This is a genomic window from Micromonospora sp. NPDC126480 (genome assembly GCF_040302465.1).
Classification (GTDB): domain Bacteria; phylum Actinomycetota; class Actinomycetes; order Mycobacteriales; family Micromonosporaceae; genus Micromonospora.
Genome location: NZ_JBEORU010000011.1, coordinates 49847 through 70262 on the forward strand (window position 1 = coordinate 49847; position 20416 = coordinate 70262).

Sequence of the window (20416 nt, forward strand, 5' to 3'; positions counted from 1 at the left end):
TGCCCTGCCGACCGCGGCGGTACGCCGGTTCCGGGCCGAAGCCGGTGCCGACAAAGTAGTGCTATCCGGCCATCTGCGGCGGTCCGCTCGTCTAGCGTGGCTCAGGTGATGGAGCAACCACGATGACGACAACGTCGACCGTCACGGCGGGAGCCGACCTGGACACCGTCGCCGACCTGGCCGCGCAGTTGCGCGTGGACTCGATCCGCGCGAGCACCAGCGCCGGCTCGGGCCACCCGACGTCCAGCATGTCGGCCGCCGATCTGCTCGCCGTGCTGATCACGCGGCACCTGCGGTACGACTGGGACGACCCGAGGGCCGCCGGCAACGACCACCTGATCTTCTCCAAGGGGCACGCCTCTCCCCTGCTCTACGCCGTCTTCAAGGCCGTCGGGGTGGTCTCCGAAGAGGAGCTGCTCACCGGCTACCGGCGGTTCGGGCAGCGGCTGCAGGGGCACCCCACACCGGCGCTGCCCTGGGTCGACGTGGCGACCGGCTCGTTGGGTCAGGGACTGCCCGACGGGGTGGGCGTCGCCCTCGCCGGCCGGTACCTGGACCGGTACCCGTACCGGGTCTGGGTGCTGTGCGGCGACAGCGAGATGAGCGAAGGATCCATCTGGGAGGCGCTCGACAAGGCGGCGCACTACCGGCTGGCCAACCTCGTCACGATCGTCGACGTCAACCGCCTCGGCCAGCGCGGCCCCACCGAGCTGGGCTGGGACCTGGACGCGTACGCCCGCCGCGTCGAGGCCTTCGGCGCCCGCGCGATCGTCGTGGACGGCCACGACCTGGCCGCCGTCGATTCGGCGCTGGCCACGGCCGGCGACCCCACCGGTGACCGGCCCACCGTCGTCCTGGCCCGCACCGTCAAGGGGTACGGCTTCGGCGAGATCGCCGACCGGCCCGACTGGCACGGCAAGCAATTGCCCCCCGACCAGGCCGACCGGGCCGTCGCCGAACTCGGCGGCGTACGTAACCTGGTCCTGCGCGGCCCGGTCCCGGCAGCGGCGCCGGAGATCCGCCGGCCGGCCCTGCCCGCGCCCGCGCAACCGCCGCGATACACCGTCGGCGAGAAGGTGGCCACCCGCAACGCGTACGGCGACGCGCTCAAGGCGCTCGGCAGCCGGGACCAGCGGGTGGTGGCGCTCGACGGCGAGGTCAGCGACTCCACCCGCGCGCACAAGTTCGCCGAGGCGTATCCCGACCGCTTCTTCGAGATGTTCATCGCCGAGCAGCAGATGGTCGCGGCGGCGACCGGCCTGGCGGTGAGCGGGTACCGCCCGTTCGCCTCCACGTTCGCGGCGTTCCTGACCCGGGCGCACGACTTCATCCGCATGGGCGCCATCTCCGGCGTCGACCTGTGCCTCGTGGGTTCGCACGCCGGCATCGAGGTCGGTGCCGACGGCCCCTCCCAGATGGGGCTGGAGGACCTCGCCATGCTCCGGGCGACACACGGCTCGACCGTGCTCTACCCCAGCGACGCCACCGGCACGGTCGCCCTCGTCGAGGCCATGGCGACGCTGCCCGGCATCAGCTACCTGCGGACCACCCGCGGCGCCTACCCGGTCCTCTACCCGCCGGGTGAGATGTTCCCCATCGGCGGAGCCAAGGTCGTGCGCGGCAGCGACCGCGACGAGGTCGCCCTGATCGGGGCCGGGGTCACCGTCCACGAGTGCCTGCGCGCCGCCGACGTCCTCGGCGAGCAGGGCGTCCGCGCCCGGGTCATCGACTGCTACTCCGTCAAACCGATCGACACGGCCACCCTCGTGGACGCCGCCACCGCCACCGGCGGGCGCCTGGTGATCGTCGAGGACCACCGCCCGGAGGGCGGGCTCGGGTCAGCGGTCACCGACGCCCTGCTCGCCGCCGGAGCGTCCCCGCCGCACGTCGCCCACCTGGCCGTACGCGGGATGCCCGGCTCCGGTAAGACGGCGGAGCTGTTCGCCTGGGCCGGTATCGACGCCGACCACATCGCCGCCGCCGCCCGCACCCTGCTCCGGGGCCGGTGAGCCGGGCCCGCTCAGCCGCCCCCGACGGCGAGCGGCAGGCCGAGCCGGTCGGCCGCCAGCGGGGCGAGCGCCTCCGCCGGCAGCCGGAGGTCGAGCACCGGGCCGCGTTCGTCCGGCCCGAGCGGCTCCAGGGTGGCCGCCTGGGAGTCGAGCAGGCTCGCCGGCATGTAGGGGTGCGTCCGCGTCGCCATCCGCTCGCGGATCACCTCGGTCGGCCCGTCCAGGTGCACGAACTCCACGTTCGGCGGTCCCTGCCGCAGGACGTCGCGGTAGGAACGCTTGAGCGCGGAGCAGGCCAGCACCGTGGACACACCCTCCCGGTGGCGGGCGGTCATCCAGCCGGCGAGGTCGCGCAGCCAGGGCCAGCGGGCGGCGTCGTCCAGCGGTACGCCGGAGCGCATCCGCGCCACGTTGGCCTCGGAGTGGAACTCGTCGGCCTCCACGAACCGCAGGCCGGTCAGCTCGCTGAGCAGCCGGGCGACGGTCGTCTTGCCGCACCCGGACACCCCCATCACGACGACGTGCCGGGTCGGTGGCCGGTCACCAGTCATGGACGGTGCCGTCCTTGAGCCGGTTGAACGGCAGGTAGGCCGGGACGTACGGGAACCGCGCGGCGGCCTCCTCGTCGAGTTCGACACCGATGCCGGGCTGCTCGCCCGGGTGCAGGTAGCCGTCGTCGAATGTGAACGACTGCCGGAACACCTCGTTGGTGAGGGGACCGTGCCGCATGTACTCCTGGATGCCGAAGTTGTGGATGGCCAGGTCCAGGTGGAGCGCCGCGGCCATGCCGACCGGCGAGATGTCGGTCGGCCCGTGGATACCCGACTTGATCTGGTACTGCGCGGCGTAGTCGAGCAGCTTGCGCATCGCGGTGATGCCGCCGGTGTGGGTGACGGCCGAACGCACGTAGTCGATCAGCTGCTCCCGGATGAGCGTCTGGTAGTCCCACACGGTGTTGAAGACCTCGCCGATGGCCAGCGGGGTGGTGGTGTGCTGGCGGACCAGCCGCAGCGCCTCCTGGTTCTCCGCCGGGGTGCAGTCCTCCAGCCAGAACAGGTCGTACGGCTCGAGCGCCTTGCCCAGCTTCGCGGCCTGGATCGGCGTCAACCGGTGGTGGGCGTCGTGCAGCAGCGGCAGCTCCGGACCGAACTCGTTGCGCACCGCCTCGAACACCCCGGGCAGGTGGCGCAGGTACGCGCGGGAGTCCCAGTCCTCCTCGGCCGGCAGCGGGATGCGCTGCGCCGGCTCGTAGTCGTAGCGCTTGCCGTCGACGCTGGGCTGCGCGGCCACGCCGTAGACCGCGTTGATGCCCGGCACCGAGGTCTGCACCCGGATCGACCGGAAGCCGTCGGCCAGGTGCCGGCGGATCGAGTCGAACAGCTCGGGCAGGTCCCGGCCGGAGGCGTGCCCGTACGCCATGACGCCGGTCCGCGACGCGCCGCCCAGCAGCTGGTAGAGGGGCATGCCGGCGGCCTTGGCCTTGATGTCCCACAGGGCGACGTCGACCGCGGCGATGGCGGCCATGGTCACCGGGCCGCGCCGCCAGTACGCCGAGCGGTACAGGAACTGCCAGGTGTCCTCGATGCGGTGCGGGTCCCGCCCGATCAGCAGCGGGACGACGTGGTCGCGCAGGTACGAGGCGACGGACAGCTCCCGCCCGTTGAGGGTGCCGTCACCGAGGCCGACGACGCCGTCGTCGGTTGTGATCTTCAGGGTGACGAAGTTGCGGTCCGGGCTGGTGACGATGACGTCGGCAGCTGCGATCTTCACGGGGTGGCCTTTCTTCAGTGGCTAGCGGAGAACGCTTCCGGTTTCGTGGCCGTCGAGGAGGGACAGTTCGGAGCGGCGGGGCAGCCCTTCGCAGTCGCCCCGGCTGGCGACCGCGAACGCGCCGAGCGTCGTCGCACGGCGCAGGCACCCGGCCAGGTCGAGCCCGTCGAACCATCCGGACAGGTAGCCCGCGGTGAAGGCGTCGCCGGCGCCCACCGCGTCGACCGCGGTCACCGGCACCGCCCCGGCGTAACGGGTCTCGTCGGGGGTGTGCGCCCGGGCGCCGTCCGAGCCCAGCTTCACCAGGACCGTCCGCACGCCCCGGCCGAGCAGGTCCGCCACCACGCGTGCCTCGTCGGCCCCCGGGTCACCGACCAGGTCCAGCTCGTCGGCGGAGGCGATGACGACCGACGCGCGCCGCGCCAGCGGGGTGAGCACCTCGCGGGCCCGGTCCCGGGTCCAGAGCCGGGCGCGGTGGTTGACGTCGAGGCACACCGGGACGCCCGCCGCCGCGGCGGCCTCGACCGCCCACTCGGTGGCCTCCCGGGCGGTGTCGGACAGCGCCGGGGTGATCCCGGTCAGGTGCAGCATCCGGGTGCCGGCCGCCAGCGCCGGGCGCAGGTCGTCGGCGCGCAGCGCGGACCCGGCCGACCCGGCCCGGTGGTACTGCACCCGGGTCAGGTCGGCGGTGCGCTGCTCCAGGAACATCAGGCCGGTCGGCCGGTCCGGGTCCCGGACCACGCCGTCGACGCCGATCCCCTCGGCCCGCAGCTGGCGCAGCACGTACTCGCCGAACTCGTCGGTGCTCACCCGGCCGACCCAGGCGGCGCGGTGGCCCAGCCGGGCCACGCCCACGGCCACGTTCGACTCGGCGCCGGCCAGGTGCATGGTCAGCGGCCCGCCGGCGGCGAGCGGGCCGGCCGAGCGCATCGACACCATCGTCTCGCCGAAGGTGAGCAGGTCCGGTGCGGTCATCAGCGGGCCGGCTCCCGGACGGCGGTGAGGTAGGTGCGGGCACGGGCCCGCAGCGCGGCCAGGTCGCCGCCGGACGCGGCGTCGCCGACCAGCGGTCCGCCGACGCCGACGGCGATCGCCCCGGCCGCCAGGTAGCCGGGCACGTCGTCCAGGCCGACGCCGCCGACCGCGACGAACGGGATGTCCGGGAACGGGTCGCGCACCGCCTTGAGGTACGCCGGACCGCCGACCGACGCCGGGAACAGCTTGACGGCCGACGCGCCCAGCCGCATCGCGGTGTACGCCTCGGTCGGGGTGAGGGCCCCGGCGGCGACCGGGAGGCCTCGGCGCGCGGCCTCGGCGATCGACTCGACGACGGCCGGCGTCACCACGAACTGCGCGCCGGCGGCGGCCACGTCGGCGACGTCGGCGGCGGTGAGGACGGTGCCGGCGCCGACCAGCGACCCGGCCGGCGCGACGGCGCGCAGCGCCTCGACGGCCCGTGCCGCGTCCGGTGTGGTGAGGGCGACCTCGACCAGGCGTACGCCCTCCTCCAGCAACGCGGTGCCGGCGGCGATCGCGCCGTCGGCGCTGGTGCCGCGGATGACCGCCAGGATGCGGGCGTCGGCGAGTTCGGCGGTGAGGTTGACGGTCATTCGGATCACCATTCCGCGTAGGAGCCGTCGCGGTGCCGCCAGGTGGGGCTGCGCCAGGCGTGGCCGCGCCTGTCCGCCGCCCGCACCGCGTCTTCGTCGATCTCGATGCCGAGGCCGGGACCGGTGAGCCGCTCGACGTACCCGTCGACGAACGTCAACGGGGTCTTGTCGAGGCAGTAGTCGAGCACCTCGGCGCCGAGGTTGTAGTGGATGCCGATGCTCTGTTCCTGGATCAGGTAGTTCGGCGTGGCGAAGCCGACCTGCAGGCAGGCCGCGAGCGCGATCGGCCCGAGCGGGCAGTGCGGGGCGAGCTGCACGTCGTACACCTCGGCGAGCGCGGCGATCTTGCGTACCTCGGTGATGCCTCCGGCGTGCGAGAGGTCCGGCTGGGCGACCGCGATGCCGGCCTGCAGCACCGGCAGGAACTCCTGCCGGTTGTACAGCCGCTCCCCGGTCGACACCGGCGTGGTGGTCGAGCGGACGAACTCGCCGATCAGGTGCGAGTTCTCCGGGACCACCGGCTCCTCCAGGAAGAACGGCCGGAACTGCTCGAGCAGCGGGGCGACCCGGCGGGCGCTGGCGAGGTTGAACCGGCCGTGGAAGTCGACCGCCACGTCCCGCTCGTCGCCGAGCACCTCGCGGGCGGCGGCGACCCGCCGGACCACGCCGTCGAGTTCGGCGACCGAGGCGACGGCGCTCATCCGCCCGGCGGCGTTCATCTTCACCGCGGTGAGCCCGCTCTCGACGGCGGCGCTGATCTGGTCGCGGACCTCGGCCGGCTCGTCGCCGCCGACCCAGCCGTAGACCCGGATCCGGTCCCGGACCGGGCCGCCGAGCAGCTGGTGCACCGGGGCGCCGAAGTGCTTGCCGGCGATGTCCCACAGCGCCTGGTCGAGCCCGGCGACGGCGCTGGCCAGGATCGGCCCGCCCCGGTAGAACGAGCCCTTGGTCAGCACCTGCCAGTGGTCCTCGATGCGCAGCGCGTCCCGGCCGATGAGCAGCTCGCTGAGCTGCTCGACGGCGGTGCGCACCGTCTCCGAGCGCCCCTCGCACGTCGCCTCGCCCCAGCCGACGGTCCCGTCGAGGGTCTCCACCCGGACGAAGAGCCAGCGGGGTGCGACGAGGAACGTCTCCACCCGCGCGATCGTCGTCATGGCCTCAGCCCTTCGTGGCGCCGGCGGTGAGGCCGGAGACGATGTACTTCTGCACGAACAGGGCGATCACCATGATCGGCAGGGTGACCACGGTGGCCGCCGCCATCAGGCCGCCCCAGTCGATGCTGGCGTAGCCGACGAAGTCGAAGATCGCCACGGGCAGCGTCTTGGTGTCGGCGCCGGAGAGCACCAGGGCGAACATGAAGTTGTTCCAGGAGAAGATGAACGACAGGATGCCGGCGGTGGCGACGCCGGGCACCGACAGCGGCAGGGTGATCCGCCGGAAGGCGCCGATGTGGGTCAGGCCGTCGACGAGCGCCGCCTCTTCGAGTTCGGTGGGCAGGCCGTCGAAGTAGCCCATCATGATGTAGACGATCAGCGGCAGCGACACGAACATGTGGCTGAGGATCAGCACCGTGTACCCGCCGACCATCTGCAGGTTCGAGAAGACGTAGTACCAGGGCACCAGCAGCGAGACACCGGGGATCACCCGGGCCATCAGCACCACGAGCGCCGACTTGCGCATGTTGAAGCGGCTCATCGAGTACGCGGCGGGCACACCGAGGATCAGCGAGAACACCGTGGCCGCGAGCGCCACCCAGAGGCTGTTGCCGATGAACTGGACGTAGTTCGCCCGCTGGAGGACGGTGTCGTAGTTGGTGAGCGTGGGCGAGAAGGCGAACGTCTTCGCCGGGTCGTAGATGTCGACGTTGGTCTTGAGCGACGCGGCGACCATCCAGAGCAGCGGCGCGACCAGCGCGAACACCACGACGACGAGGGCCACCGCCCGGAAGACCCTGAACGGCCTGCTCGGCTTCATCGGTCCAGCCCCTTCTTGCGGTAGGTCAGGGCCCACATCACCCCGATGATGATCAGGAAGAAGATGATGAGGACCGTCGATGAGACGCCGTAGTCGTTGTAGTCGAAGCTCAGTCCGTACGCGTACACGTTGAGGGTCTCGACCTCGTGGAAGGACCCGCCGCCGCGGCCCTTTGTGGCGTAGAGGATGTCGAACGTCTTCAGGGCGTCGATGCCGCGCAGCAGGATCGCCACGATCACGGTGGGCATCAGCAGCGGCAGGGTGACGTGCCGGAACCGCTGCCAGGTGCTGGCGCCGTCGATCAGCGCCGCCTCCTGCGGCTCGTCGGAGAGCGAGGTCAGGCCGGCGAGCAGGATCAGCACGACCATCGGGGTCCACTGCCAGATGTCGATGAACATCGTCGTCGGCAGCGCCGAGCTCTGCCCGGACAGCCACGGCTGCGGGCCGATCCCGACGTAGCTGAGCAGCTGGTTCGCCATGCCGATGTTGGGGTCGAAGATCAGCCGCCACATCATGCCGACCGCGACCGGGGTGGCCACGAGCGGCAGCAGGATGGCGACCCGGACCCACTTCTCGCCCCGGAACGGCCGCCACAGCAGCAGGGCGATCGCCATGCCGAGCACGACCTCGACGAGGAGCACGACGCCGGTGAAGAGGGCGGTGCGCCACACCGCCGGCCAGAACCGGTCGGTGTCGGTGAGCACGTCCAGGTAGTTCTGGAAGCCGATGAACTCGCTCTCGGCGCGGACCGAGCCCTCGGCGTCGGTGAGGCTCAGCCACCCCGTCCACGCCACCGGGAAGACGATCAGCACGGCGACGAACGCCATGGCGGGTGCCGCGAAGAGCCACTTGCGGTGCGCGTTGGCCCAGCGCGACCAGGCCGGTTCCGTCGGCGTCGGACGGGCCTCCGGCGATCTGGTGACTGGTGTGGTGACGGCTGACATGAGGTCTCCGGGGTCTCAGGGCGGCCAGGTCTCAGTGCGGCCAGGGTCCGGCGCGGGTGGCGGGGCCGGCCGGCCCCGCCACCCGCGGTCGGGTTACTTCGCCTCGTCGTCGAGGAACTTCTGGAACGCCTCGTTCGCGGTGTCCGCGGAGGCGGCCGCGTCCTTGCCGGTGATCGCGTCGACGATCGGCTGGCCGACGATCTCGCGCGCCTCGGCGACCTTCACGACCAGCGGGCGGTCGTGGCCGATGCCGTTGGCGGTGCTGACCTTGGTGGCCTCGGCGAGGTCCGCCGGGTAGGTCGCGGTGCCCTCCGGGTTCTCCCAGACCGAGGTACGGGCGCCGGGGACGCCGGCCTTCTGCTGCTCCAGCGCCTGCTCCTTGCCGGCCGCCCACTGGATGAACTTCCAGGCGTTGTCCTTGTTCTTGGACGCGTCGTTGACGCCGAGCGCCCAGGACGGGACGTTGTACGGCTTCGAGCCGGCGGGGCCGGCCGGGAAGGTGGCGAAGCCGACGGTCTCGGAGACCTTCGACTTGGCGGGGTCGGTGGCGTTCTTGTAGAGCGAGTTGGCCTCGGTGTAGAAGGCGGCCTTGCCCTGGGTGAAGATCGCCATCGCCTCGGACCAGCTCATGTCGGTGCTGATGTTCTCCGGGCCGTGGTCGCGCAGCAGGCCGCCGTAGTAGGCGTACGCCTGCTTGGCCTGCTCGGTGTTGACCGACGCCTTGCCGCCGGCGTCGACGAAGTCACCGCCGAAGCTGTACAGGAAGCTGGAGAACTGGGTTACCGCGGCCGACTTGCCGGTGCGGGCCACGAAGCCGGCCACGCCCGGGTTGTCCGCCTCGACCTTTGCCGCCTGCGCCTTCAGCTCGTCGAGCGTCTTCGGCGGGGCGGTGAAGGCGGACTTCTCCAGCAGGTCCTTGCGGTAGTAGAGGACCTCCTGCTCGGTGATGATCGGCACGCCGACGAGCTTGTCCTCGTAGGTGGTCGCGTCGACCGGACCGGACTGGAAGTCGCCGATCTCGAAGGCGCTGTCCGACTTGGCCTTGTCGGTCAGGTCGGCGAGGTACCTGTTCTTGGCGAACAGCTTCCCCTCCTGCAGCGGCCGGTACATCATCACGTCGATGTCGCTGGACCCGGCGTTCAGCTTGACGTTGTACTGGTCCGACAGCTGGTCCTCACCGAGCTGGGTGACCTCGATCTTGAGGCCGGTCTGCTTCTCGAACTCCGGCAGGGCCTTCTTGATGTTCTCCGTCCAGACGTGGTTGACCAGCGTCACGCGGAGCGTGTCGGAGCCGCTGCCGCCGTCCCCGCCACCGCAGGCGGCCAGGCCCATGGCGGCGACCACGGCCAGAGAAGTGCCGAATATCAATCGACGTCGCACGCTTGTCTCTCCTTCGGTCCCGGTCGCTGCCCCTGGTGAGGGCGCTACCTCGGTGTTTACATCCGCTTAACGTCCGGATGCTAGGGCGAAAAAGCAGACTTATTCAAGAGGTTGATCTAACTGATATGCTCCGAGGCGTGGAACGGTACTCCTCCGGGGGCGCAGCCGCCCAGAACGCCCCTGCCGAGGCCGGGCTGCACGCACGCGTCCTCGATCACCTCGGCACCGCCATCTGCGGTGGCGAGCTCCCACCCGGCTCGATCCTCAACATCGACGAGCTGGTCGACCGGTACGCGGTGTCCCGCTCGGTGGTCCGCGAGGTGCTGCGGGTGCTCGCGTCGATCGGGTTCATCGAGACGCGTCGCCGCGTCGGCGTGATGATCCGCGCGTCGGACGCCTGGAACGTCTTCGACCCGCAGGTGATCCGCTGGCGGCTCGCCTCGGCCGGCCGCATCGCGCAGATCCGCTCGATCACCGAGCTGCGGACGGCGGTGGAGCCGCACGCCGCTTGGCTGGCCGCCGAGCGGATCGGCCACGACGAGGCGAGCGAGCTGGTCGGCCTCGCCGCCAAGATGTGGGCCGCCGGCAAGGCCGGCGACGAGGAGCGGTTCCTGCGCCTGGACATCGAGTTCCACCGGCGGATCCTGGCCGCGTCCGGCAACGAGATGTTCGTCCGGCTCCAGGACCTGGTGGCCGAGGTGCTCAGCGGCCGGCACCACTACAACCTGATGCCACACCACCCGCACGAGCAGGCGCTCCAACTGCACGCCGACGTGGCCCAGGCGATCCAGCGGCGCGACGGCGAGCGAGCCCGCAGCGCCATGGTGGAGATCATGGAGCACGCCTTCGACGAGATGAAGGCGATCTGGGAGCAGGCCACCGACCCGACGGTGGGCGACAGCGAGGTCCTGCTGCGGCCCTGAGCCGCGCCGCTTGCTACCCGACGAAGACGCAGAACGGGTGGCCGGCCGGGTCCGCGTACACGCGCAGCGGCTCCTCCGGGTCGTCGATCCGGTCGTAGCGCAGCCGACCGCCGAGGCGCAGGACGCGCTCGTGCTGCTCCTCGAGCTCCGCGACGGACGACACGGTCAGATCCAGGTGCAGTTGCTGCGGCACCCGATGGTCCGGCCACGTCGCTTCCGGCAACTCGTCGACCTGCTGGAACGCCAACTGGGGCCCGCCGCCGGGCGTCCTCAGCACGAGCCAGTCGCGCCCACGCTCGTCGACGCCCGTCTCCGGCGGCTCGTCACCGGGCCGGTAGACCAGGCCCAGCAGGGACCGGTAGAACTCCGCGAGAGCCCGGGCATCGGTGCAGTCGAGCACCACCTGGCACAGCGTCGGCACCCGCTCCCGATCGACCACGACGGTCACCTCCAGACCGCGTGAGATTACCGCCTCCGCCCACCGCGCGCCGTCTGAGAGCCGACCGGCGGATCAGCGTTGGGTGCGGTCGTCGATCTCGGTGCCGGACTCGCCGGGCCGGGCGCCGATCGCCTCCTCGGCCGCCCGCCCGCCGGTGCTCTCGTCACCGAGGTCCAGGCCGCTGCGGGGCATCTCGGACAACCGGGCCGGATCCTGGTTCTCGCCCAGCACACCCCGTGCGTCCTGGGCCCGGTCGTCGATCGTCGTCTCGCCGCGCCGGGCGCCGGCCGCCTCCTCGGCGGCGCGGCCACCCGTGCTCCGGTCGCCAAGCGAGAGGTCGCTGCGGGGCAGCCCGGAGAGCCCGGCCGGGTCCTGGGTCGGCTGTTCCACGTTCACAGCTCCGGTCTGCGCGGCGGGTCCGCCGGCGGACTCACGGCGTCCAACCCCTCGTGCGTGGTATCCGCCGGTCCCGGCCGGTTCGGCGTCGATCGGCCGGCCGTCCGGCTCGGCCAGTCCGGCCCGGCGCAGCATGTCGACAAGCTCGTCGTGCGGCATGCGCTCGGTGTCCGGTATCCCGGCGCCACGTGCGATGGACCGCAGCGTCGCGAGGTCCTGATCCGCGAAGGTCTCGGCCATGCCGCTGGCTTCCCGGGCGCCGGATGCGGAAACCTCGTGCCCTGCGCGGCACCGGCGGTCGGTTTCCGTCGGCGCGGGGCGCTAGGGTCTGCGGATGGCCGTCCCGCGCTTGACGAAGGACGAGGCCCGTCGCGTTGCGCTCCACGCGCAACTGCTCGACGCGCCCCGCCCGACCGGCCTCGTCGACGTCGTCGAGCGCCTGACCCTGCTGCAGATCGACCCCACCGCCGCCGTCGCGCCGAGCGCCGACCTCGTGCTGTGGAGCCGGCTCGGCTCGACGTACGAGCCGGCGGCCCTGATCCGGGCCGTCGAGACCGACCGCACGCTCGTCGAGACCGTCGCCTACATCCGGTCCCCGCGCGACCTGCCGGCCGTGATCGCGGAGGCCCGTGGCACCCCGGCGCACCCGTCCACACGGGCGTGGCTGGAGGCGAACGAGCCCTTCCGCCGCGACGTCCTGGAATTGCTGGCGCGCGACGGGCCGCTGCTGTCCCGCGACATCCCGGACACCAGCGTCGTGCCGTGGCCGTCGTCGGGCTGGAACAACAACCGCAACGTCACCCGGATGCTCGAAGCCATGGCACTGCGCGGGCACGTCGCGATCTCCGGCCGCAAGGGGCGGGAGCGCTACTGGGACCTTCCGGAGCGCGTCCACCCGGCCGACCTGCCGGTCCTCGATCACGACGTCGCCGTCCGGCTCCGCAACGAGCGTCGGCTCGCGGCGCTCGGCATCGCCCGGGCAGCCGGCCCGCAGATCCCCGGCGAGTCACCGTACGTCGGGGACGCCGGCGAGGAGGTCGTCGTCGAGGGCACGCCGGGCACCTGGCGGGTTGACCCGGCGTACGTCGGGCTGCCGTTCCAGGGGCGGACCGCGCTGCTCTCGCCCTTCGACCGGCTGATCCACGACCGGGTCCGCGCGGAGCAGCTCTTCGGTTTCGAGTACGTCCTGGAGATGTACAAGCCGGCGGCCAAGCGCCGGTGGGGCTACTTCGCGCTCCCCGTCGTCCACGACGACCGGCTCGTCGGCAAGCTGGACGCGACCGCCGACCGCAAGGCCGGTGCCCTGGTCGTCAATGCCGTGCACGAGGACGTGCCCTTCTCCTCCGACCTGGCCGACGCGGTCCGCGCCGAGGTCGAGGACCTCGCCCGATGGCTCCGCCTCGAGGTGCGGTGGGCCACGAGGGCAACGCGATGACGCAGCGGCTCCGCCGCGCCCGCGACCTCGGCATCGTCGTCGGGCCGCTGCCCACCGGGCCGCACAACGCCGTCACAGACGTCCCCGGCGTCCTGGTCGGTCACACCACCGTGGACGACGGTGGTGGCCTGCACACCGGGGTCACGGCGGTGGTGCCGAGCCAGCTCGGTCCGGGGCGCTGGTCCCTGCCCGCCGCCGTGTACGCGGGCAACGGTTACGGGAAGCTGGTGGGCTCGACCCAGGTGGACGAGCTGGGCGTGCTGGAGTCGCCGATCGTCCTCACCGCCACGCTGTCGGTGTTCCGGGCGGCGGACGCGCTGCTCACCTGGCTGATGGAGCGCCGGCCCGACCGCGTGTCGTTCAACCCTCTGGTGGGCGAGACCAACGACGGGCACCTCTCGGACATCCGCCGGCGTCCGATCACCGAGGGGCACGTGCTCGACGCCGTCGACGGCGCGTCCGCCGATCCGCCGGCGGAGGGCTGCGTCGGCGCCGGGACCGGCACCACCGCCCTGGGGTACAAGGGCGGGATCGGCACCGCGTCCCGGGTGGTGCCGGGAGCCGGTGACCCGGTGACGGTGGGTGCCCTCACCCAGTCCAACTTCGGCGGCGTGCTGACCGTGCTCGGTGTCCCGATGCCGGTCGCGGAGTTGATCCCGGCCGCCGACCGGGCCGAGCCGGCCGGCAACTCCTGCATGATCGTGGTGGCCACCGACGCGCCCCTGGACGCCCGGCAGCTCGGTCGCCTCGCCCGGCGGGCCATCTTCGCCATGGGCCGGGTCGGCGCGTCGTACAGCAACGGCAGCGGCGACTATGCGATCGCGTTCAGCACGGCACCACCGGACCGGCCCCTGATTCCCGACTCGCAGATCAACCCCATCTTCGCCGCCGTTCTCGACTCGGTCGAGGAGGCGCTGCTCAACTCGCTGGTCACCGCCACGACCACGCGCGGCCCGGGCGGGCGCACCAGCCACGCCGTACCGCACGCGGCCGTGGTCCGCCGCTTGGCCGCGGCCGGCCGGCTGACCGCGCCGGCCTGATCGCGGCCGGGGCGCCCGGCGGCGGAGCCGGTCGCGCGCCGTCAGCGGGCGATCGCGTCGACGATCCGTGCGGCACCCCAGGCGTACGCCCGGTCCACGTCGCCGCCGAGCCGGAACGCGTCGGCGAGTTCCATGAACAGGAACCCGTTCGCCCACGCCGTCACCGTGCGTGCCGCCTCCAGCGCGTGCTCCGCACCGGCCAGTCGCCGCGCGGCGTCCAGCACCGGGGCGCTCGCCCGAGCGAGCAGGTCGGGTTCGGCGCGTGCGCCGGGCGGTAGTGGGCCGAAGACGAGCCGGTAGCCGTGGGGCCGCTCGTGGGCGAACGAGCGCAGCTCGAGCGCGAGCCGGACGAGCGCCTCGCCGGGGTCGTTGCCCGTGCTTTCGGCGGCGGCCCGGAGCCGGGCGCCAAGATCCTCGACGGTCGCCTCGACGATTCGCCGGACGAGTTCGTCCCGGTCGCGTACGCGCTTGTAGAGCGACGGGGCGCGCACGCCGACGCGGGCCGCGACGGCCTGCATGGTGAGCGCGTCCAGCCCTCCGTCCTCGACGATCGCCCGGCCCGCGGCGATGATCGCCTCGGTCGTGGTGCGCTCGGGTGTGGGCACCGACACCTCCCTCCGGATCCCATGGCTATTGCTCGTAGCCATGATGGCTAACTATAGTAGCCATCATGGAACTTACACCCGGCCTCCACCGCATCGGCAACGACATCGTCGCCGTCCACCTGATCATCACTCCCGACGGCGTCACGATCATCGACGCCGGCCTCGCCGGCCACTACAAGGAGCTGCGCGCCGAACTCCGCGCCGCCGGCCGCGACCTCGACGACGTGCGGGGCATCGTCCTGACCCACGGCGACACCGACCACCTGGGGTTCGCCGAGCGGCTGCGCGCCGAGAACGGCGTCCCGGTGTACGTGCACGAGGCCGACGCCGCCCGCGCGCGCGGCGCGGAGAGCACCAAGCCCGCCTGGGGAAAGGTCCGGCTCGCGCCAACCATTCGGTTCCTCGCGTACGCGGCCGGCAAGGGCGGCCTGAAGACCCGGCACCCGACCGAGGTGAACGTCTTCCGCGACGGCGACGTGCTGCCCCTGCCCGGCGCCCCGCGCATCATCAGCCTGCCCGGGCACTCCCCCGGAAGCGTCGCCGTGCACGTGCCCGCCGTACGCGCGCTGTTCGTCGGCGACGCACTCACCACCCGGCACGTGCTCACCGGGACGACCGGACCGCAGCCCGCACCGTTCACCGACGACCCGACCGCCGCCGCCGAAGCGCTGACCCGAGTGGAGAACATCGAAGCCGACTGGGTCGTTCCGGGGCACGGCGCGCCGTGGACCGGAGGGGTGCCGGCGCTGCTCGCCGCGTACCGCGCCGCGGCCAACTGACCACGCGCCTCCCCTACCGTCACAGCGGCAGCCGGCGGACCCGGACCCGGGGCTGCTCGTTCTCAGGTGGGCCTGCTTGTGCTGGCGGACCTGCTTGGAGGACGGCGGTGACGGCTCGGTCGGTCGCCAGCCCGTCTCCTCCTCGACTTCACGGATCGCGCACCCCGCTGGGTCCTCCTGGTCGGAAGGTGCTGACCCAGCCCGGGTGTCGATGCTGTGCGTCCTGCACGACACCCAGGAAACCCGGATCACCGACATCCCGCACATCGCCAAGCGCTACCTCACCGCCGTACCCAACACCGCCGTCACCGCCGACCAGGTCGCCGGCTGCCCGCCCGCCGTCGTCGACGTCATCACCGCCGCCGTCGCGGAGTACGAAGCCGGCGAGACGCTCGAAGCCGTCGTCGCGCGTGACGCCGACAAGCTGGAATGCCTCGTCCAAGCAGTCGAGTACCGGCATCAGGGCATCGACAACGTCCAGCGCTGGATCGACAGCTCACGAGCGGCGCTCAAGACCGCCAGCGCCCACCGACTCGCCGACGCCGCCCTCAACGGGCAACCCCTCGCCTGGCTGACTCCCCCGCCGCCGCAGTAGGCCGTTCGCCCTTCGGTAGCCGGTGACCGTCCGGTCGTCGTCGGCTGTGCGCGCCGTCAGCGGCGGTGCGGCGGATAGGCTGTGGCCATGCAGGGCGCGGTTTCCGGGAGTGATCTCGATGGCTGACGCCGACGACGTTCGCCGGCTGGCGCTGGCGCTGCCGCACGTGGTCGAGATCGACAGCGAGGGCTTCGACTTCCGGGTCGGCGACAAGGGCTTCGTCTGGTCCTATCCCGAGCGCGTCCCCGGCAAGCCGCGCCGCATCCGGACCGACATCGCGGTGCTGTACGTCGGCGACGAGGCGGAGAAGCAGGCGCTGCTCCTCGGCGAGCCGGAGCTGTTCTTCACCACGCCCGCGTACGACGGGCTGCCCCTGGTCATGGTGCGGTTGGAGCGGGTGGGCGTGGCTCGCCTGACCGAGCTGGTCACCGACGCCTGGCGAATGCGCGCCCCGGAATCCCTCGTCGGTGACGTCGACGACAGCACGTTGCCCGCGGGTCTGAGCCGGGCCGAGCAGTAGGCCCACGTAGCGCATCGGCGCGGTGCCCCGGTCGCGTCTGGCAGGGTTGGCCGGATGGATCTGACGGATGTGTTCGAGTGGCGCGGGCGGGAAGTGCGGTGGCGTCGCACGGGCTCCGGGCCCGACGTCGTGTTCTGCCATGGGACGCCGTGGTCCTCGCAGTTGTGGGGCCCGTTCGCCGAGGCGCTGAGCGACGAGTTCACGGTCCACCTCTGGGACATGCCCGGCTACGGACGGTCCTCCAAGAATCCCGATCACGGGTGTCGCTGGATCTCCAGGGTGAGCTGCTGGCCGATCTCCTCGCGTACTGGGAGCTGCGGTCCCCGCACGTGGTGGCGCACGACTACGGCGGCGCCGTCGCGTTGCGGGCCCATCTCCTGCACGGGGCTGCATTCGCGTCGCTGGCGCTTGTCGACGTCGTGGCGTTGGCCCCCTGGGGTTCGGACTTCTTCCGTCTCGTCCGCGACAACGCCGAGGTCTTCGGCGCGCTCCCGAGCGCCGTGCACGAAGGGGCGCTCCGCGCCTACCTCGCGGGAGCCAGTCACGTCGGCCTGACCCCGGAGCAGATGCAGGCCCTCGTCTCGCCCTGGCTCGGCGCCGACGGGCAGGCGGCGTTCTACCGGCAGATCGCGCAGGCGGACCAGGTCCACACCGATGAGATCGAAGGGCTCTATCCACGTCTGGACCTGCCGGTCCTGGTGGTGTGGGGTGAGAACGACACGTGGATACCGGTCGACCGCGCCCACCGCCTGACCCAGCTCATCCCGGGCGCTCGGCTCGCGCTGATCGGCGGAGCGGGCCACCTGGTCCACCTGGACCAGCCCGTACGACTGGCCACGACGCTGCACCGGTGGCTCACCTCGCCGGCCACGATGTGACTCCCCGTCTGGCACACACAGGGACACCCGTGACGGCCTAGGATTCGCCGGTGCAGATCTCCATGTGGGTCCCCTACGACGAGAAGCAGCTCCGGCGCACCCTCCAGTTCATTCTCCGTCCGCAGATGAAGCCCCTCCGCATCCTGGGTGGGGTGCTGGCCGTCGTCGGTCTGGCCTTGGTGGCGCTGGACCCGTCGTCGGCGCTGCCCTACGTTCCGCTGGTCCTCGGGCTGCTGTTCGCGTTCACGATCGAACCGATCACGGTGGCTCAGTCGATGCGCATGCAGTCGGACGTGATCCGGAAGGGGTTCCACCTGACGCTGGACGACGAGTGGGTCACTCTGACCAATCCGCTCGCTGAGTCGCGACTCCGGTGGAGCGGCCTCGACCGTGCCACCGAGACCCCTGAGGCCTGGTACGTCATGTTCGGCAAGATGCAGGCCGTCACCATCCCGAAGGATCTGATGACCGAGGAGCAGCGGGCCACGTTCGCCGCGTTCGTCAGCGGTCTGCAGCCCGCCGCCGGCTGACGAGTCGGTACGCCGATCAGTGCGGCGCGCCGATCGTGCCTGCGGCTGCCGTCACCGCTGTCGGCGCCGGAACGGCTGTGCGGTGAATGTGCGGCCGCTGTGAATGATCCGGGGCCGGGTGCATTCCGTATCTGTCCGGTGACCAGCGACCTACGAGTGCCGTAGGCTACGGTCGGGACTACTACTGGAGGTAGTAGGACGACGATCGGGAGGTGCCCCAGGTGGTAGACGACGCGCAGGTCACCGCGTGGGCGCTCGACGCGGGCCGGGGTGACCGGGACGCCGCCGCCTCGTTCGTCCGGGCGACGCAACAGCAGGTCCGCCGCTTCCTCGCCACGTTGATCTCACCGGCCGAGGCCGACGACCTGGCGCAGGAGACCTACCTGCGCGCGACGCGGTCACTTCCGTCGTTCGCGGGGCGCTCCTCGGCGCGCACGTGGCTGCTCAGCATCGCCCGCCGGGTCGCCGTCGACCACGTCCGGGCAGCGACGTCGCGTCCACGGACGGTGCCGATGTCGGACTCGTACGACGCCGCGGACCCGGCTCGCAGCGGCTTCGACCGGCAGGTCGCGCTGGAGCGGCTCGTCGCCGGGCTGCCGGCCGACCGGCGGGAGGCCTTCGTCGCCACCCAGGTCCTCGGGCTGTCCTACGCCGAGGCGGCGGAGGTGTGCGGGTGCCCGGTGGGGACGATCCGGTCCCGGGTGGCCCGCGCCCGCGAGGACCTGGTCGCCGCCGTGAACGCGCGACCCGGCCCGCGGACCCGGGGTGGCGCCGCCGGCTGAGCCGTCGAGGGACACCGCCGTCCCGCCGAGGGCCCGCGACCTGCGGCGGCGTGACGAGTGCCGCACCGGTCGCGGGAACCAACGCCGCCGCCGGTACGACTACCGGTACATGGGGTGTGAGCAGTGGCGTGAGGTGCTGTCGGCGCAGCTGGACGGCGAGGAGACGCCCGCCGAGCGTACGGCGGCCGAGTCCCACCTGGCCGGCTGCGGCGAGTGCCGGGCGTGGTTCGACCAGGCGGCGGCGGTGACCCGCCGGGCCCGGCTGTCGGTAAGCGTGACCGGCCCCGACCTCACCGACGTGATCCTGGCCGCGCTGCCCGAGCGGGCGCGGCGGCCGTGGCGGGAGCGCCTGGCGCTGACCCTGCGAGCGGCGCTCGGGCTCATCGGGGCGTTGCAGGTGGTCCTGGGTCTCGTGCAGATCGGCCGGGGTGCTGCCGGCCCGCACATCCACGCCGGCGGCCCGCTGGCGTCCGGGCACCTGTGGCACGAGGCGGCCGCCTGGAACGTGGCCGTCGGTGCCGGCTTCCTGTTCGTGGCGGCCCGCCGGACCCCGCCGACCGGGCTGGTGCCGACGCTGAGCGCGTTCGTCGGCACGCTGGTGCTGCTGTCGATCAACGACCTGGTGACCGGCCGCGTGGACACCGCACGCCTGGTCAGCCACGCGATCCTGCTCGCCGGTTACGCGATCGTGGTCGCCATGTCCCGGCCGGGCCTGCGCCCGGGCGGCCCCGCCACCCGGGCCCGCCCCGACGGACCCCGCTGGCGTATCCCGGCGGAGGAGGAGACGACGGCACCCGCCCTGCGGCTGCTGCCCCCGCCGTACCCGGGTTCGGCCCACCACCGGGACCGCACAGCCGCCTGAGCCTGACCGCTCGCCGACCCTCCCTACCGTGTCGCGCCCGCTCGACGAGTCGCAGTCATGGCCGGAGGACAGTTCGATCATGTGACAGCATCGACGCGTTCGGTTCGGGAGGTGTGCCGTGCGGGTGACGATGGCGAGCGCCGCGGCCCGGCCCGGCCGCGTGAACGAGGACTTCACCGGCGCCGTGCCTACGGCAGTGGTGCTGGTCGACGGCGCCGGCATCCCCGGCACCGAGGCGATCTGCCGGCACGGCGTGGCCTGGTACGCCACCCGGCTGGGCGGCACCCTCCTCGGCCTCCTGTCGCTCACGCCCGACCGCAGCCTGCCGGCGCTGCTCGCCGAGGCCATCGACCGGGTGACCGACGATCACCGGGACACCTGCGACGTCACCAACCCGGTCAGCCCGTCGGCCACCGTGGCCGTTCTGCGCCGGTGCGGCGCACTCGTCGACTACCTGGTGCTCGGTGACTCGTTCGTCGTGCTGGACCGGACGGACGGCGATCCGCTCGTCGTCACCGACCCCCGCGAGGTGGTCATCAGCCGGTCGTACCAGGCGGCCGTCGAGGCCACCGTCGCGGGCAGCGACGAGTACCACCGGCTCCTGCGAGATCTGCGCGCCAACCGGAACCGTCCGGGCGGCTTCTGGCTGGCCAAGGACGACCCCCGAGCGGCGGACGAGGCGACCACCGGAAGCTGCCCGGTCGCCGAGCTGGCCGGCGCCGCCCTGCTCAGCAACGGGGCCAGCCGCATCGTGGACCGGTTCGGGCTGACCGACTGGCCCGGGGCGCTGGCCGTGCTGGCGTCGAGCGGCCCCGCCGAGGTCATCCGGCGGGTCCGGCAGGCGGAGGCGCGGACCGGGGTGCGCGCGGACGACGCGTCCGTCGCGTACTGCACCGACCTCGACGGGGCCTGACCGGCGCGGTCCTCCGGCCCGCTCGCGGGACG

At 72.4% G+C, this 20416-nt stretch carries 20 protein-coding genes and 3 pseudogenes; 12 read left to right on the forward strand and 11 right to left on the reverse strand.

Features of this window, described 5'->3' with window-relative positions; genetic code table 11:
• Window positions 1–122: 122 nt before the first annotated feature.
• Window positions 123–2009, forward strand: a complete 1887-nt coding sequence (locus ABTW87_RS12745) for a transketolase (protein WP_350650969.1) — start codon at window positions 123–125, stop codon at window positions 2007–2009.
• 11 nt (window positions 2010–2020) lie between these two features.
• Here ABTW87_RS12745 and ABTW87_RS12750 read toward each other — a convergent pair whose 3' ends face one another.
• The 8 genes from ABTW87_RS12750 to ABTW87_RS12785 all read right to left on the reverse strand — a co-directional run bounded on the left by ABTW87_RS12750 (window position 2021) and on the right by ABTW87_RS12785 (window position 9687).
• Window positions 2021–2560 (reverse strand): gluconokinase, encoded by a 540-nt coding sequence (locus ABTW87_RS12750; RefSeq protein ID WP_350650970.1) that lies wholly within the window; start codon window positions 2558–2560, stop codon window positions 2021–2023.
• Window positions 2550–3779, reverse strand: coding sequence for a D-mannonate dehydratase ManD (gene manD / locus ABTW87_RS12755; RefSeq protein ID WP_350650971.1), 1230 nt, complete (start codon window positions 3777–3779; stop codon window positions 2550–2552). The genes ABTW87_RS12750 and manD overlap by 11 nt, the downstream gene beginning before the upstream one ends.
• A gap of 21 nt (window positions 3780–3800) precedes the next feature.
• Entirely contained in the window at window positions 3801–4754 is a 954-nt protein-coding gene (locus tag ABTW87_RS12760) for a sugar kinase (protein WP_350650972.1), read from the reverse strand.
• The gene (locus ABTW87_RS12765) at window positions 4754–5389 is read right to left on the reverse strand and encodes a bifunctional 4-hydroxy-2-oxoglutarate aldolase/2-dehydro-3-deoxy-phosphogluconate aldolase (protein WP_350650973.1); all 636 of its coding nucleotides are present in this window, start codon (window positions 5387–5389) and stop codon (window positions 4754–4756) included. The genes ABTW87_RS12760 and ABTW87_RS12765 overlap by 1 nt, the downstream gene beginning before the upstream one ends.
• Before the next feature lie 5 nt (window positions 5390–5394).
• Window positions 5395–6543 carry a galactonate dehydratase gene (gene dgoD, locus ABTW87_RS12770; RefSeq protein WP_350650974.1) on the reverse strand — a complete coding sequence of 383 codons (1149 nt, stop codon included), beginning with the start codon at window positions 6541–6543 and terminating at the stop codon, window positions 5395–5397.
• A gap of 4 nt (window positions 6544–6547) precedes the next feature.
• The gene (locus tag ABTW87_RS12775; protein ID WP_350650975.1) at window positions 6548–7363 is read right to left on the reverse strand and encodes a carbohydrate ABC transporter permease; all 816 of its coding nucleotides are present in this window, start codon (window positions 7361–7363) and stop codon (window positions 6548–6550) included.
• A complete protein-coding gene (locus tag ABTW87_RS12780) occupies window positions 7360–8307 on the reverse strand; it encodes a carbohydrate ABC transporter permease (RefSeq protein WP_350650976.1) in 948 nt (315 codons plus the stop codon). The genes ABTW87_RS12775 and ABTW87_RS12780 overlap by 4 nt, the downstream gene beginning before the upstream one ends.
• Before the next feature lie 93 nt (window positions 8308–8400).
• The gene (locus tag ABTW87_RS12785; protein WP_350650977.1) at window positions 8401–9687 is read right to left on the reverse strand and encodes an ABC transporter substrate-binding protein; all 1287 of its coding nucleotides are present in this window, start codon (window positions 9685–9687) and stop codon (window positions 8401–8403) included.
• A 137-nt stretch (window positions 9688–9824) separates the two neighbouring features.
• Between ABTW87_RS12785 and ABTW87_RS12790 the strand changes: the two genes are divergently transcribed.
• Window positions 9825–10610, forward strand: a complete 786-nt coding sequence (locus tag ABTW87_RS12790) for a FadR/GntR family transcriptional regulator (protein ID WP_350650978.1) — start codon at window positions 9825–9827, stop codon at window positions 10608–10610.
• A 13-nt stretch (window positions 10611–10623) separates the two neighbouring features.
• On the opposite strand, the gene ABTW87_RS12795 is transcribed toward ABTW87_RS12790, so the two are convergent.
• Entirely contained in the window at window positions 10624–11049 is a 426-nt protein-coding gene (locus tag ABTW87_RS12795; RefSeq protein WP_350650979.1) for a VOC family protein, read from the reverse strand.
• A gap of 249 nt (window positions 11050–11298) precedes the next feature.
• Window positions 11299–11685 (reverse strand): annotated as a pseudogene (locus ABTW87_RS12800) (hypothetical protein); the annotation flags it as partial.
• A 94-nt stretch (window positions 11686–11779) separates the two neighbouring features.
• Here ABTW87_RS12800 and ABTW87_RS12805 point away from each other — a divergent pair.
• Window positions 11780–12880 carry a DNA glycosylase AlkZ-like family protein gene (locus tag ABTW87_RS12805; protein ID WP_350650980.1) on the forward strand — a complete coding sequence of 367 codons (1101 nt, stop codon included), beginning with the start codon at window positions 11780–11782 and terminating at the stop codon, window positions 12878–12880.
• On the forward strand, window positions 12877–13920 hold the full coding sequence (locus tag ABTW87_RS12810) for a P1 family peptidase (RefSeq protein ID WP_350650981.1): 1044 nt from the start codon (window positions 12877–12879) through the stop codon (window positions 13918–13920). Before ABTW87_RS12805 ends, ABTW87_RS12810 begins: the two co-directional genes overlap by 4 nt.
• Before the next feature lie 41 nt (window positions 13921–13961).
• Here the strand turns inward: ABTW87_RS12810 and ABTW87_RS12815 are convergent, their stop codons facing one another.
• Window positions 13962–14525 (reverse strand): TetR/AcrR family transcriptional regulator, encoded by a 564-nt coding sequence (locus ABTW87_RS12815; RefSeq protein ID WP_350650982.1) that lies wholly within the window; start codon window positions 14523–14525, stop codon window positions 13962–13964.
• 65 nt (window positions 14526–14590) lie between these two features.
• On the opposite strand from ABTW87_RS12815, the gene ABTW87_RS12820 reads away from it, so the two are divergent.
• The 8 genes and pseudogenes from ABTW87_RS12820 to ABTW87_RS12855 all read left to right on the forward strand — a co-directional run bounded on the left by ABTW87_RS12820 (window position 14591) and on the right by ABTW87_RS12855 (window position 20384).
• Complete coding sequence (locus tag ABTW87_RS12820) at window positions 14591–15304, forward strand: MBL fold metallo-hydrolase (protein WP_350650983.1); 714 nt, start codon at window positions 14591–14593, stop codon at window positions 15302–15304.
• Between the two features lie 184 nt (window positions 15305–15488).
• A pseudogene (locus tag ABTW87_RS12825) lies at window positions 15489–15899 on the forward strand (HD domain-containing protein); the annotation flags it as partial.
• A 118-nt stretch (window positions 15900–16017) separates the two neighbouring features.
• On the forward strand, window positions 16018–16419 hold the full coding sequence (locus ABTW87_RS12830; protein ID WP_350650984.1) for an MmcQ/YjbR family DNA-binding protein: 402 nt from the start codon (window positions 16018–16020) through the stop codon (window positions 16417–16419).
• Between the two features lie 54 nt (window positions 16420–16473).
• A pseudogene (locus ABTW87_RS12835) lies at window positions 16474–17297 on the forward strand (alpha/beta fold hydrolase).
• 50 nt (window positions 17298–17347) lie between these two features.
• Entirely contained in the window at window positions 17348–17827 is a 480-nt protein-coding gene (locus tag ABTW87_RS12840) for a YcxB family protein (RefSeq protein ID WP_350650985.1), read from the forward strand.
• A 221-nt stretch (window positions 17828–18048) separates the two neighbouring features.
• Window positions 18049–18609, forward strand: a complete 561-nt coding sequence (locus ABTW87_RS12845) for a sigma-70 family RNA polymerase sigma factor (protein WP_350651092.1) — start codon at window positions 18049–18051, stop codon at window positions 18607–18609.
• 109 nt (window positions 18610–18718) lie between these two features.
• Complete coding sequence (locus ABTW87_RS12850) at window positions 18719–19471, forward strand: zf-HC2 domain-containing protein (protein WP_350651093.1); 753 nt, start codon at window positions 18719–18721, stop codon at window positions 19469–19471.
• A 130-nt stretch (window positions 19472–19601) separates the two neighbouring features.
• A complete protein-coding gene (locus ABTW87_RS12855; RefSeq protein ID WP_350651094.1) occupies window positions 19602–20384 on the forward strand; it encodes a protein phosphatase 2C domain-containing protein in 783 nt (260 codons plus the stop codon).
• Window positions 20385–20416: the final 32 nt, after the last annotated feature.

Bases quoted from the DNA above. Each gene is read 5' to 3' on its own strand.
- ABTW87_RS12745 (WP_350650969.1), top strand. From the start codon at position 123: ATGACGACAACGTCGACCGTCACGGCGGGAGCCGACCTGGACACCGTC.
- ABTW87_RS12750 (WP_350650970.1), bottom strand. From the start codon at position 2,560: ATGACTGGTGACCGGCCACCGACCCGGCACGTCGTCGTGATGGGGGTG.
- ABTW87_RS12760 (WP_350650972.1), bottom strand. From the start codon at position 4,754: ATGACCGCACCGGACCTGCTCACCTTCGGCGAGACGATGGTGTCGATG.
- ABTW87_RS12765 (WP_350650973.1), bottom strand. From the start codon at position 5,389: ATGACCGTCAACCTCACCGCCGAACTCGCCGACGCCCGCATCCTGGCG.
- dgoD (WP_350650974.1), bottom strand. From the start codon at position 6,543: ATGACGACGATCGCGCGGGTGGAGACGTTCCTCGTCGCACCCCGCTGG.
- ABTW87_RS12775 (WP_350650975.1), bottom strand. From the start codon at position 7,363: ATGAAGCCGAGCAGGCCGTTCAGGGTCTTCCGGGCGGTGGCCCTCGTC.
- ABTW87_RS12780 (WP_350650976.1), bottom strand. From the start codon at position 8,307: ATGTCAGCCGTCACCACACCAGTCACCAGATCGCCGGAGGCCCGTCCG.
- ABTW87_RS12805 (WP_350650980.1), top strand. From the start codon at position 11,780: ATGGCCGTCCCGCGCTTGACGAAGGACGAGGCCCGTCGCGTTGCGCTC.
- ABTW87_RS12810 (WP_350650981.1), top strand. From the start codon at position 12,877: ATGACGCAGCGGCTCCGCCGCGCCCGCGACCTCGGCATCGTCGTCGGG.
- ABTW87_RS12820 (WP_350650983.1), top strand. From the start codon at position 14,591: ATGGAACTTACACCCGGCCTCCACCGCATCGGCAACGACATCGTCGCC.
- ABTW87_RS12830 (WP_350650984.1), top strand. From the start codon at position 16,018: ATGGCTGACGCCGACGACGTTCGCCGGCTGGCGCTGGCGCTGCCGCAC.
- ABTW87_RS12850 (WP_350651093.1), top strand. From the start codon at position 18,719: ATGGGGTGTGAGCAGTGGCGTGAGGTGCTGTCGGCGCAGCTGGACGGC.
- ABTW87_RS12855 (WP_350651094.1), top strand. From the start codon at position 19,602: ATGGCGAGCGCCGCGGCCCGGCCCGGCCGCGTGAACGAGGACTTCACC.